Annotated in this window: 9 protein-coding genes; 3 read left to right on the forward strand and 6 right to left on the reverse strand. The window is 68.6% G+C overall.

Annotated features, from left to right (window positions below; genetic code table 11):
* Window positions 1–26: 26 nt before the first annotated feature.
* A complete protein-coding gene (locus tag ABZ484_RS36970) occupies window positions 27–458 on the reverse strand; it encodes a diadenosine tetraphosphate hydrolase (RefSeq protein WP_358870338.1) in 432 nt (143 codons plus the stop codon).
* A 120-nt stretch (window positions 459–578) separates the two neighbouring features.
* Window positions 579–980, reverse strand: a complete 402-nt coding sequence (locus ABZ484_RS36975; protein ID WP_358870339.1) for a hypothetical protein — start codon at window positions 978–980, stop codon at window positions 579–581.
* Window positions 981–1,113: 133 nt separating this feature from the next.
* On the opposite strand from ABZ484_RS36975, the gene ABZ484_RS36980 reads away from it, so the two are divergent.
* The 3 genes from ABZ484_RS36980 to nhaA all read left to right on the forward strand — a co-directional run bounded on the left by ABZ484_RS36980 (window position 1,114) and on the right by nhaA (window position 4,616).
* The gene (locus ABZ484_RS36980; RefSeq protein ID WP_358870340.1) at window positions 1,114–1,332 is read left to right on the forward strand and encodes a hypothetical protein; all 219 of its coding nucleotides are present in this window, start codon (window positions 1,114–1,116) and stop codon (window positions 1,330–1,332) included.
* Between the two features lie 212 nt (window positions 1,333–1,544).
* Window positions 1,545–2,414, forward strand: a complete 870-nt coding sequence (locus tag ABZ484_RS36985) for an alpha/beta fold hydrolase (protein ID WP_358870341.1) — start codon at window positions 1,545–1,547, stop codon at window positions 2,412–2,414.
* Between the two features lie 321 nt (window positions 2,415–2,735).
* Window positions 2,736–4,616 carry a Na+/H+ antiporter NhaA gene (nhaA, locus tag ABZ484_RS36990; RefSeq protein WP_358870342.1) on the forward strand — a complete coding sequence of 627 codons (1,881 nt, stop codon included), beginning with the start codon at window positions 2,736–2,738 and terminating at the stop codon, window positions 4,614–4,616.
* A 50-nt stretch (window positions 4,617–4,666) separates the two neighbouring features.
* On the opposite strand, the gene ABZ484_RS36995 is transcribed toward nhaA, so the two are convergent.
* The 4 genes from ABZ484_RS36995 to ABZ484_RS37010 all read right to left on the reverse strand — a co-directional run bounded on the left by ABZ484_RS36995 (window position 4,667) and on the right by ABZ484_RS37010 (window position 11,770).
* Window positions 4,667–6,631 (reverse strand): SpoIIE family protein phosphatase, encoded by a 1,965-nt coding sequence (locus ABZ484_RS36995; RefSeq protein WP_358870343.1) that lies wholly within the window; start codon window positions 6,629–6,631, stop codon window positions 4,667–4,669.
* A gap of 229 nt (window positions 6,632–6,860) precedes the next feature.
* On the reverse strand, window positions 6,861–7,799 hold the full coding sequence (locus ABZ484_RS37000) for an HPP family protein (protein ID WP_358870344.1): 939 nt from the start codon (window positions 7,797–7,799) through the stop codon (window positions 6,861–6,863).
* Between the two features lie 162 nt (window positions 7,800–7,961).
* Window positions 7,962–9,041, reverse strand: a complete 1,080-nt coding sequence (locus tag ABZ484_RS37005) for a PP2C family protein-serine/threonine phosphatase (RefSeq protein ID WP_358870345.1) — start codon at window positions 9,039–9,041, stop codon at window positions 7,962–7,964.
* Between the two features lie 191 nt (window positions 9,042–9,232).
* Window positions 9,233–11,770, reverse strand: a complete 2,538-nt coding sequence (locus ABZ484_RS37010; protein WP_358870346.1) for a SpoIIE family protein phosphatase — start codon at window positions 11,768–11,770, stop codon at window positions 9,233–9,235.
* Window positions 11,771–12,151: the final 381 nt, after the last annotated feature.

Here is a 12,151-nt window from a genome sequence, read left to right on the forward strand (position 1 = left end):
CTCCACGCTCCGGCCGGTGATCTCCGTCATGCTGTCCTTCGGACAGGCGTACCGAACGGTACGTCGACAGCCGCGACACCGGAGGGGATGTCCCAAGGCTTGCTCACCAGCTCGGCGGGCTCCCACTCGAAGCGCGGCCAGACGTGGGCATGCAAGAACGGATCAGTGTTCCCCAAGATCTCCAGGTTGACCCGGCGGAAATCAGGATCCAGCTGTGCACAGGCCCGTTCAACCGCCTCTCCGAGCCGGTCCATGTCGGACAGAAACGACAGCCGCTTGACCCTCGGAAGGTCGGACAGCCGCTGAACATTCACTTCATCCACGAGGAGAACCGAGTACCCCGGCAGGAACTGAACGTCGCCGATCACCGCAAATCCCGACTCAAGTCTCCGCAGCACGGTTGGGTTCTCGCCCCGCAGAGCAGCCCCGATCCGGTCCATCCGCCAGTCACGAGTCATGGCCCGAACCTATCCGCAGGCGCTCAGGACCTGCTCTTCGCTTCCCACCCTCCCGCCTCACTGCAAGGGCCGACGAAACGAGGCGAGGAGCGACCCCGGCCGTTGGTGATCGGGCCGTGATCACAACTCCCGCCACTCACCGAGCTCGCCGGGTCTCCCCGCCTGGATGAAGCTGCGCACGAGGGCCCATGCGCGATCGACAGCGAGGACGCAGTCGCCACTGAACACGGCCAGGTCGTCCATGATCGGCACTTGCACGACCGCATGCGCTGCGGCGGTGCCATCGCCGACGAGGAGGGACGACCTCTCAGCATCGCTGAACAGGTGGATGACTGCTTGATCGTCTTGGAAACCCAGGGCCAGCAGGGGAAACTCGCTGCCCGGCAGGCGGACTTCCAGGTACCCCTGGCCATGCGTGCGCAGAGCGATGAAGTGATCCGTCAGATCCGCAACGTCCGAGCTTCGTTCAATCGCGGAGAACCGTCGCGATTCCAGGTCCGTTGCTGTCCACGACACGAGCATCCCTGAGACCTCCTGTTGCCTAGCCATCCTGCCTGGGACCCTAAGACTGTCCTGATCGACAAAGGAGCCGGTAGCAGATCAGGGCCCTCTTGGCGCTGCTGTGCCTGCCCGATCCCCACGTGCCGGATGCACCATGATCGCGGAGTATGTGACCACGCTGCTGGTCGGCGCCGCTTCGGCCTTCCTGCCGGTGACCCCGGTGGAGCTCTACATGATCACCGCCGTCGCCACTACGGGTGACGCTGCCTGGATCGTGGGGACGGCTGTCGCCGCTGCTCGTCACCAGTGCTTACGCGCACAAGCCGAAGGACTCGTGCGAGTAGTGCCGATGATCTTTCGAAGAGTACTGTGAAACAACGGATGGCGGGCAGCTGTTCATGAGCCGCCCTCATCACTCCCCGCTCAGCCACTGGCACTTGTATGCACGAAATCGCCTCCGCGGCGCGGATGGTGCGCCGCGGGACGACGACTCGTTCCCGGCCTTGGCCGCGAGGCGGTTGGCGGCGCCGGAACGGGCGATGCGCGTGCCGCCGATGCTGTAGAGACCAGAAAGTGAGCAGACAGATGCAACCGACATTCGTACTGGTTCACGGAGCTTTCGCGAACTCCTTCTCCTTCGCGCCGCTCCAAGCCGAACTCGGTCTCCTCGGGCACCGCTCCGTCGCCGTCGACCTTCCAGGGCACGGATTTGCCGCGACGTACCCGCACGCCTACCAGGCGCCGCAGGACATCGAGGGGCTCGCGACCGCGCCCGGGGCCATCAAGGGCGTCACACTCGCCGACAACGCCGCGCACCTCATCGGGATACTCGAGCGGGCCAAGCAGAACGGGCCCGTCATCCTCGTCTCCCACAGCCGCGGCGGTATGACGGCCACCGTCGCGGCCAACCAGCGGCCCGACCTGATCGACCGCATCGTCTACGTCTCCGCCTGGTGCCCCGTGAACCTCGACGTCAGCGCCTACTACGCCGAGGCCGAGATGGCCACGGTCGACGCCACAGGACTGGTCTCGGCGATGGTGGGCGACCCGGCCGAACTCGGGCTGCTGCGCTCCAACTTCCGCACCGCCGACCCCGGCGTCCTCTCGGCCTTCAAGGCCGCCTTCCTCGCTGACGGGACGAACGAGGAGCTCATGGTCTTGCTCAACACCTTCCAGCCCGACGAGAACCTCGACGTCGGCACACCCGACGACCGCGCACAGGCCGACACCTGGGGACGGATCCCCAAGACGTACATCCGGCTGACCGAGGACACGAGCTTGCCGCTCGCCATGCAGGACCGCATGATCCGCGAAGGCGACGCACTGACACCGGAGAACCCCTACGACGTCCGTACACTCACCAGCAGCCATCTGAAGTGGCTGGTCGACCCGGCACCAGCGGCCCGTGTTCTGGGCGAACTCGCCGCGCTCCAGCCCTCGTCCGCCCGATCATGACCGGAGCCGGACCGGGAGAGCAGCGGTGGTGACAGGGAGGTCGGCGAGCAGGGCGTAGCCCCTGTGCACCGAGGCCGGGCCGGGTCCTTCACGGCGGCGGTGATCGGCGTCTCCGGGTCCGCCGGCCGGTGCATCACGCGGCGGGCGCGGCGTATGCCGGGCCGCCTGTCCAGTGCCTGGGCCGTGCCGGTGATGTGCCCGCGAACTCGGCCGCTGCCGCCACCATGACAGCAGAGCCCGCCTGGCTGTCGACCGCTCCGGCCGACACACCGGCTCTCCGGCCGCGGGCCCGTGGCCACGCCTCGGACGAGAATCTGAGTCATGTCCCGTGAAGCAGACACTTACACAGGCCAGACGGTGTGCGACAGCAGTTCGCGTTCCCCGCTGCGTGCCTTCCTGCACACCGAGACCGGCAGCGCGGCCATCCTGGTCGCCGCCGTGGTCACCGCACTCGTCTGGGCCAACGCGGCACCATCGGCATACACGTCGTTCTGGCACACTCACCTGTCTGTCCGTTTCGGAACGTACGGGATCTCGCTCGGCCTGCGCGAGTGGGTCAACAGCGGCCTGATGACGTTCTTCTTCTTTGTCGTGGGTCTGGAGGCCCGCCGCGAGTTCGACATGGGGGAGCTACGCGAGCGCAAGAGGCTCGCGATGCCGCTCGTGGCGGGACTCAGCGGGATGATCGTGCCCATCGCCCTCTACCTCGCCATCAACTCCGGCCACGGCAGCGAGCAGGGCTGGGGTGCCGCGATGTCCACCGACACCGCGTTCGCCCTGGGCGTGCTGGCCGTCGTCGGCCGCGGTATGCCGCCAGGCCTGCGGGTGTTCATCCTCTTGCTGACCGTGGTCGATGACTTTCTGGCTCTCGGCGTCATCGCCGTCGCCTACAGCGACCGCATCACCGTGCCCGCACTCGTCGTCGCCATCGCCGTCCTCGCACTCGTCCTCGTCGTACGACGGCTCGGCGTACGCCACGGCAGCGTGTACGCGCTGCTGGGCGTCGTCGCCTGGGTCGCCCTGCTCGAGTCGGGTGTGGACCCGGTCGTGATCGGTCTCGCCCTGGGACTGCTCACCTACGCATATCCCGCCTCGCGCGCCGACCTGGAACACGCGAGCGGCCTGTTCCGGCTCTTCCGTGAGCAGCCCACCCCGGAACTGGAGCGGTACGTCCACGCCGGCATCGCCTCGGCCATCTCCCCCAACGACCGCCTGCAACGGATCTACCATCCCTGGACCAGCTACGTGGTCGTCCCGCTGTTCGCCCTGGCCAACGCCGGGATCGAGATCAGCGAAGGCCAACTGACACGAGCCTTCACCTCGCCCGTCACCCTGGGCATCCTCATCGCCTACGTCCTGGGCAAGCCCCTGGGTATCGTCGGGGCCTGCGCACTCGCCACGCTCGTCTCCCGCGGGCGGCTGCGCCTCCCGGTCGGCTGGGGAGCCGCGACCGCCGGCGGGACGCTGTGCGGGATCGGGTTCACCGTCTCGCTGCTCATCGCGACCCTCGCCTTCCACGGCGCACGCCTCGACGAGGCGAAGATCGGCATCCTCGCCACGCTGATCTGCTCCTTCCTGGCGGCCCGGCTCGTCACCGCGGCGATCAGTCTTCTGCCGCCTGCCCAGCGGCTGCGGGCACTGCTCGGCAAGGCGGAGACGATCGTCGATCTGGCCGTGCCCGTCGATCCCGACCGCGATCACATCCGAGGGCCACACCGGGCCCCCGTGACCGTCGTGGAATACGGCGACTACGAATGCCCCTACTGCGGGCAGGCCGAGCCCGTCGTCCGTGAACTCCTCGCCGACTCCGGAGACGTGCGTTACGTATGGCGGCACCTCCCCCTCACCGACGTGCACATCCACGCCCAACTCGCTGCCGAGGCCTCCGAGGCAGCCGCACGGCAGGGCCGCTTCTGGGACATGCACGACCTGCTGCTCAGCCATCAAGAAGCCCTCCGCATCGAAGACCTGCACGCCCACGCGGCCGCCATCGGACTGGACGTCGAGCGCTTCGAACGAGACATGCGCGCCCACACCGGCGCGACCCGCATCGCCGAGAACGTCGATTCAGCCGACCTCAGCAGCGTGGCCGGAACCCCCACCTTCTTCATCAACGGCCGCAGACACCACGGCGCCTACGACCTCACCAGCCTCACCGCCGCAGTCCGCGCCGCCCGCCAACGCGCCTCCGTCACCACGTGACGGAGCACGGCATGGAGGGCGGCTTCATGCCCAGGAAGGGGCATCGAGTCTCATGCGCGCCGGATGACCAGCACGGCCACGTCGTCGAGATGGTCCACCGCGGCCACCGCGTCGAGTATTCGGTCTGCGGTCGCCTCGACGCCGAGCCGGTCCTGGAGGGCTCGGCCGGCCAGCGCTCCCGCTCGCTCCAGTCCGGCTTCCAGGGGAAGGCCGGGCCCTTCGACCACACCATCGGTGACCATGACCAGCGCGGTGCCCTCTTCCAGAGTGAAGGTCTCCTCGGGGTACTCGGTGCCGGGGACGATTCCCAGGACCGGCCCGGCGGGAAGTGCGCGGATGGTGTGGCTGCCGTCGTCGCGTGCGTGGAGCAGTGGCACATGGCCCGCGCTGGTGCCGATGACCTGCCCGTCATGCGGATCGAGGTGCAGCAGGGTGCAGCTTGCGAAGCGTGGCGCGTCCATCGCGACGAGCAACTCGTTGGTACGGGTCAGCACCGTTCCCGGCTCAGGCTCGTGGGCGGCGATCGCGCGCATGGACGAGCGCACCTGGCCCATGAACACCGCGGCATCCACGTCGTGCCCTTGGGCGTCGCCGATCTCCAGTGCGACGGCACCGTCGGGCAGGAAGAACGCGTCATACCAGTCTCCGCCGATGTCCAGCCCGTCCCGGCTGGGCTGATAGCGGGCAGCGATCTCCAGGCCTGGGAGGTGCTCCGGCAGCATCGGGAGCATGCTCTGTTGGAGCGCCGTGGACAGCTCGACGTGGGCTTGTTGCAACCTGATGCGCCTCAGTGCCTGGCCAGCCAATTCGGCCAGAGCCGTCATGAGGGCGAGCTTCTCCGAGGACGGGGGGTGCTCACTCTCGTACGTCACCACCCAGGCTCCGAGCGGCTGGTCACCCGCCGGGCTGAGGGGGGTGATCGACAAGGCGGTGCCGGCGACGGGGTGCGGCGCGGGCAGACCGTCGTCATGCAGCCAACGGCGGACAAGCTCCTCGTGGTTGGGGAAGAACTGCGCCTGACCGGTACGGATCACGCAGGGCAACGGCCGGTCCTCATCCAGCGACAGGCCGTGCAGAGCATCAGCCTCCCACGTGGGAATCCCGGCATCCGAGGAGACGCGCAAGCGCCCATCGTCGACGACGGCGAAGAGTGCGCCGCAACCTCCGACGGCCGCCGCGAGCCGGGCCAGGACAACCTGTTGCAGCTCCTGCTCGGTGGCGGCGGTGAACAGCGCGGAGGAGAACGCGGTGATCCAGTCGGCGCGCTCCCGCTCCGCGTTCACCTCGGCCAGCATCGCCTGGCGGTCTGCCTCCGACTGGGTGTCGTCGCGGATCACCGCGACGACCCGTTCGGGGCCGCCGTATCCCAACTGGATCCGGCGGGTCTGGCCTGCGAGAACACGCCAGCCATCGTGCTCGGTGAGGAACCGCGACCTGATCCATGGGGACTGGGCGGCGGACGAGTGGACAAGCCGCCGCACGTCCCTCCGGTCATCAGGGTGCACTCGCCTGATCAGCTCGGACAGGGGCACCGACGCCTGCGGGAAGAGCGTGGCCAGGGCGGGTGCGCCACCCAGGGACTCCACCTGGTGCTCATCGGGGGAACACATCCAGAGGCCGAGGCCGGCATCCTTCGCCGCAAGCTGGAACGGGATCAGCAGACCACCGAGGTCGTGTCTCGCGTCCAACGAATGCAGCCACACAAGCCGCTCGCCGCTCGAGGGATCCGTCACCGGTCGCGCCTCGACGAGGCAGACCACGGACGCCGTGCCCGTGCCGGGAAATTCCAGCACACGCATCGCAAGCCTCTTCGTCGTGGCCCCGTGTGCCAGCAGGCTCTCTGCCGGGATGCGCTGATCCTCGGAGAGCAGATCAACGAAGCGATGACCCACGCACTGCTCCCACGGCCTGCCCAGTGCCGCGGCCATCGCGGCGTTGAGGGAGCGGATGACACCATCCAGGGTCAGAAGAGCCGACGGTGTATCCCTCTGAAGAAGTTCGTCCGAGGCGTCCACGTGCCGCTCCCTGACCATCGTCGAGCGATATGACCTCATCGTCCTTCAATCACAGTATCCGCCGCACAGCAGGTCGCTCGCCCTGCCGCTCATGACGAGAACATCCCCCTCACCGACCCGAACCAGGGCAATGCGTGGGTCAGCCGGGAGCAGGGTCACGGCCGGTGCAAGCGGAGAAGAAGACGGCGCACGCGAATGATCGTCGGTCGCCTCCGGGTACGGCCCAGTGTCAGCGCGGCCGGCTGGACTCGAAGAGGCCAGGGCGGATGTGCGTACGGTGCCACCGAGTCTTCGCCAGGAGGGCCGAGCCGCAGATCACGATGGCGAGGCCGATGAGCATGCCGTACAGAAGAGGCCCGGGGCGGGTGATGCCGGAGGTGATGAGCAGGCTGGTGGCAGCGGCCGGGGGGTGGTGGGCACAGAGCAGCGTGAGGACCAGCAGCGTCACCCCGACGGCGACTGCCTGTGCGCCGATCTGCGGCAGGGTGTCGTGGTGCTGTTCCAGCCCCGAGGGCTGGTTCCACAGCCCGAAGGCGGCAAGGCAGGCAAGTCCACAGGCGGTTGCTGACGCGTGCCCCAGCACCGCGTCTTTCACTCGGGGACCTGTTCTGTCGGGGCGCGCCAGCAGGAGGTACGCAGTCGGCCCCAAGGTCGTCGTCAAAAGGATCCAGCCCATTGCGTGACCGATGAAGCCAGTGGCCGTGAGTAGTGCCGCGGAAAGGAACAGCAGTCGACCGCCCGCGGAGACCCGTGTTCTGAACAGTGGCGGGCGCGGGGTGGGAGCCCGGTTGTCCCGGGGGTCCGTGCGGGACGGTTCACTGGCTTCCGGGTGGCGTGGGGAAGCATGACCGTTCTTGTCAGCCGGTGCCGGTGTGGTCATGAGCAGTCCTGGAACGGATGGGCATTCGCCCGAGACACTCGACGTCGTCGGTCTGGGGCCATTGCGGGTCGGATGCGAGGGCTGGGCGGTGCCGCGGTCTGCACGCTGCAACCCCGGCCTCCGGTGGGCACACCGATGGAGCGGCACCGGGCGTGATGCGAGCGCTGTGCGTCGGATGGCCACGGAGCCTGGCCCGCCGTTCCTCCGGATCGAAGCGAGTGACCGAGAACGGCACACGCATAACACCAACGATGGCAAAGTCGGGCCTCCCTTACAAAGTAAGGGCATGTCGGTTCGATCTCGACGGTGAGCTGAGAAAGACCGGCACCCGTGCCTTGCCGGCCCGGCAGGGAACAGCCCGCCGGGCCCGGGAGCGCCTGGCACGGTCGCGACTTTTCCTCCGCCACTTTTGCCTCCGCCCCTTTTCCTCAAGCACGGGCCGCACCGTCGTCACGAAGCCCACCGGTTCTCGGAGATCCGGGCGCGGACGGGCGCCTCCTCGCGCTGTAGCACGATCAGGGCCATGTCGTCGGCGAGCGGCCCGCCCGTATGCGCCCGCAGGTCCGCGCCGATCCTGCGCACGAGCGCATCCGGACGCTGATCGGCCCAAGCCGTCACCCGCTCCACGAGGGGATAGAAGCCGCCCGTGCGGTCCCGGGCCTCGGTGACTCCGTCCGTGTACAGCACCAGCCGGTCGCCCGCGGCGAAACGGAAGGTCAAGGGGACGTAGTCGGTCTCCGTCAGGGCGCCAAGACCCAGCGGGGGAGCGGGGGCGCTGACTTCCAGTGGCGTGACGTGCCCCCCGTGCAGCAGGAGCGGGGGCAGATGGCCGAAGCTGATCATACGGGCACAGGGCTCGTCGTCCGCGATCTCCAGCAGGGCCGCCGTGACGAAGCGTTCACCGGGCCATTCGTCACGATCCCCGGGGTGCGTCTGGCCCAGGCCCCAGCGCACATCGGACTCCAGGGTGGACGCGAGCCCGGACAGTGTGGAGTGCCGGTGCGCGTTGAAGCGGAAGGCACCGAGGACGGTCTCGATGTCCCCGATGGCCCCGAGCCCCTTGCCGCGCGCATCCCCGATGATCAGCCGGGTGGCGCCAGGCGTGCGGACCAGTGCGTACAGGTCTCCACCGATACGGGCTTCGGCCTCGGCGGCCACGTACGTCGACGCCAGGGACACCGCCCCCGCGCGTCGCGGCAGCGGCCGCAGCAGCACCGACTGGGCGGCTTCCGAGACCTGGCGCACGACGGCCAGCTGGCGCTGATGCTGCTCGCGCAGGCTGGTGGCGATCAGGAGCAGCACCGAGAACAGCACCAGGGACAGCATCTGCACGAGTACGTTCTCGGTGGTCAGCACGCTTCGCTCGGCTCCCGCGACGACGAGTGCCGTCAGGGCGAGCAGAGCGGTGACGGCAGTACGGCGGGTGTCGGCGAAGGCGGCGGCTACCGCGAGCGGGAGGACCAGCAGATGGGCGAGGTGGATGTCCGGCGGCAGGAACCAGTCGCCCACCGGAACCGCCACGATCGGCACGGACGACAGGGTCACCCATCGGCAGTCCCGGCATCCGCTCGGTGCCCTGGTCGCCCTCAAAGGCAGTCTGCTCTGCATTGTTCTCCCGGGTTCGGCGCGCACGGCAATGAATGTGCGTACGAGTTGTCGGTCTTCCTTCTCGGGACACGGGCACCGGCCTCCAAGCGCTCGAGTCGGGCGGACGGGTGATTTCATGCGCGGCCTGGCAGTTGCTGATCAGCCCAGATGAGTTTGCCGTCCGGCATGTGGCGGGTTCCCCATCGCTGGGAAAGTTGGGTCACGAGCAAGAGGCCGCGGCCGTGTTCGTCGCCGGCGCGGGGGTCACGCACGAGCGGGTGGCTGTGGCTGGTGTCGGAGACTTCGCAGGTCAGCACCTCGTGCCGGATCAGGCGCAGGCCGATCGTACGGTCGCTGTCGCTGTCGCTGTCGCTGTCGCTGTCGCTGTCGCAGTCGCCGTTGCAGGTGCCGTTGCCGTTGCCGTGGATGATGGCGTTGGTGAGGAGTTCGCTGACGATCAGCTCTGTGGACTCGGCCAGGCTTTCCAGCCCCCACTGGGTCAACTGCCCGGCAGCGAGAGTTCGGGCACGGCTGACGACGGCGGGGTCGCTGGGGAACCGCCAGAAGGCAACCTGGTCTGTGCTCAGCGAGCGGGTCCGTGCGAGAAGCAGAGTGACATCGTCGCTCGGCGGCTCGGCCCGCAGTGTGTCCACCGTGGACGAGCACAGATCGTCCAATGTGAGGTCGGGCCGTGCGAGGGCCGCGCGCAACCGGTCCATGCCGGCGCTGAGGTCCTGGTCGCGGGCCTCGATCAGACCGTCGGTGTAGAGGGCGAGCACGCTTCCTTCGGCGAGTTCCACAGTCACGGACTCGAAGGGGACCAGTCCGAGGCCGAGCGGTGCTCCGGTGGGCAGGTCGGGGAAGGTGACGTGGCCGTACGGGTCGATGATCGCGGGCGGGGGGTGGCCGGCCCGCGCCATGGTGCAGGTGCGGGTGACCGGGTCGTAGACGGCGTACAGGCATGTGGCGGCGATCGTGCTGGTGGGCGGGAGCCGGGGGTCGGCTTCCGCCTCGGTGAGGCGGATGACCTGCTCGTCGAGGCGGGACAGTACTTCGTCCGGAGGCATGTCCATGTCGGCGAGGGTGCGCATGGCGGTGCGGAGCTGGCCCATCTTCGCCGCCGCGTTGATGCCGTGCCCGACCACGTCGCCGACGACCAGGGCGACGCGGGTGCCGAAGAGGGGGATCACGTCGAACCAGTCACCCCCGATGCCGTGGTGGCTGTCGGCAGGCAGGTAGCGCCAGGCCACCTCAGCGGCGGAGCCACCCGTGGCGCGGTGGGGGAGCAGCAGCCGCTGCAGGGCGAGAGCCGCGGAGCGTTCGCGCACGTACTGGCGGGCGTTGTCCAGGGCGAGCGCTGTCCAGCTGACGAGTTCCTCGGCCAAGAGCAGGTCGTCCTCCTCGAAGGGCCTGGGGTCCTTCGTCCGCACGAAGACCGCCACGCCCAGCACTGCGCCCCGGGCGTGGATCGGGATGACCATCAACGAGTGCATGGCGTGCTCGCGGAGTTTCTCCGCCCGCGCCGCGTCGTGGTGGTCCAGCCATGTGCCCGGGGATGCGTCCAGTGTGGGCTCGAAGTGGGATTTCCCGGATCGCAGGACACCGATGACGGGGGAAGTGGGCGGGACGAAGACCGGCTCTCCTGGTGCGCACCGGGGCTCCGGCGTTCCCGGGTGGATCGAGGCCAGGCCCGCGCGGCGGAAGACGGGGACGCATCCGCCCTGTGTGCCGAGATGGGTCAAGGGCTCCTCGCCGCGTGGGACGGAATCCGCCAGGTCGACGGTGGCATAGTCCGCGAGGAACGGGACGGCGAGGTCGGCCAGTTCCTGCCCGGTCCGCATGACGTCCAAAGTGGTGCCGATGCGCCTGCTGGCCTCGCCGAGTATCGCCAGACGTTCTCGCGCCCGTCGGCTGTCGGTGACGTCCACGCTCACGACGCATACGCCCAGCGCGTGACCCTGCGCGTCGTCCAGGCGGAAGTAGGACGCTGTCAATATGCGGTTGCCTCGCGCATTCGCCGGCTGGAAGGCCTGGTAGTCCACGTTGATCGCCGGGTCGCCGCTCTCCAGCACCTGGTGCATCACCGCCTCCAGCGTCCCGGTCTCCGTCCCGGGCGCCGCCTCCGTCAGCCTGCGGCCCAGCCGTCTCGACGGAGGGATGCCGTCCTGGGAGCCCTGGGTGTCGTTCACCCGGATGCAGCGCAGGTGCCTGTCCCGTACGACGACACCGATCGGCAGGCGGCTCGGCGGCGGCAGCGTGGCCAGGAGCGGCTCCGCCACTGTGGACTCGGCCGGCCACACGGGAAGCGAGGCCTTCTCGGTCGCACAGACCACCCACCACTCCGGGCCGTCCTGACCGGACAGCGATGACACGCACAGGCGCACGTCGAGGCTGCGGCCGTCGCGGTGTCGCACCTGCGCGAGGTCGGACCAGCGGCCGTGGAGGGTGCTCTCCTGTGCGGCTTGTGAAGCCTTTTCCCGGTCGCCGGCGTCCACCAACAGGACACCGCCGGACCGCCCCACCACCTCCGCGGCCGAGTAGCCCATGAGCCGCTGAGCGGACTGCGACCATCCGATCACCGTCCCCTGCGCGTCGAGGAGAGCGATCGCTGGGCAGACTTTCTCGATGGCCGTCCGTCCCTCGGAGACTGCTGTCTCTGCGGAACTGCCCATTGCTCTTCCCTTCTGTGTCCCCCGGTGATGCGGTCCCCCAACTGCACGGCGGTCTGGTGGATGGATGGGTCCGGAGCAGGAGCGATCGAGCCACGAGGCACGGCAGGCCGCAGCCCATTCACCCTGCCTCCGACGGTGGCTGCGGCGGTGATCCCGGGGTCTCGGCCCGTTCAGACGTGGTCCGACGGGCCACCTTGTCGTGGCCGGGGTGCGGCACGGCCAACGGGCCGTCGACTGTCGAGCTTCGCCCGGTCCAGACGGCGCGTGTGCTCGCGGAGGCGATGCGGATTTTCATATGCTTTGTCCGTGCTCATGCCGGTAACGCTACGCACCCGGTGGCACCGGAGTATGGTCCATTTCCATGACAGTTTCCCGGACCAA

This window comes from Streptomyces sp. NPDC006393, assembly GCF_040628575.1.
Taxonomy (GTDB): Bacteria; Actinomycetota; Actinomycetes; order Streptomycetales; family Streptomycetaceae; genus Streptomyces.

Bases quoted from the DNA above. Each gene is read 5' to 3' on its own strand.
- ABZ484_RS36970 (WP_358870338.1), bottom strand. From the start codon at position 458: ATGACTCGTGACTGGCGGATGGACCGGATCGGGGCTGCTCTGCGGGGC.
- ABZ484_RS36975 (WP_358870339.1), bottom strand. From the start codon at position 980: ATGCTCGTGTCGTGGACAGCAACGGACCTGGAATCGCGACGGTTCTCC.
- ABZ484_RS36980 (WP_358870340.1), top strand. From the start codon at position 1,114: ATGATCGCGGAGTATGTGACCACGCTGCTGGTCGGCGCCGCTTCGGCC.
- ABZ484_RS36985 (WP_358870341.1), top strand. From the start codon at position 1,545: ATGCAACCGACATTCGTACTGGTTCACGGAGCTTTCGCGAACTCCTTC.
- nhaA (WP_358870342.1), top strand. From the start codon at position 2,736: ATGTCCCGTGAAGCAGACACTTACACAGGCCAGACGGTGTGCGACAGC.
- ABZ484_RS37000 (WP_358870344.1), bottom strand. From the start codon at position 7,799: ATGCCCTTACTTTGTAAGGGAGGCCCGACTTTGCCATCGTTGGTGTTA.
- ABZ484_RS37010 (WP_358870346.1), bottom strand. From the start codon at position 11,770: ATGGGCAGTTCCGCAGAGACAGCAGTCTCCGAGGGACGGACGGCCATC.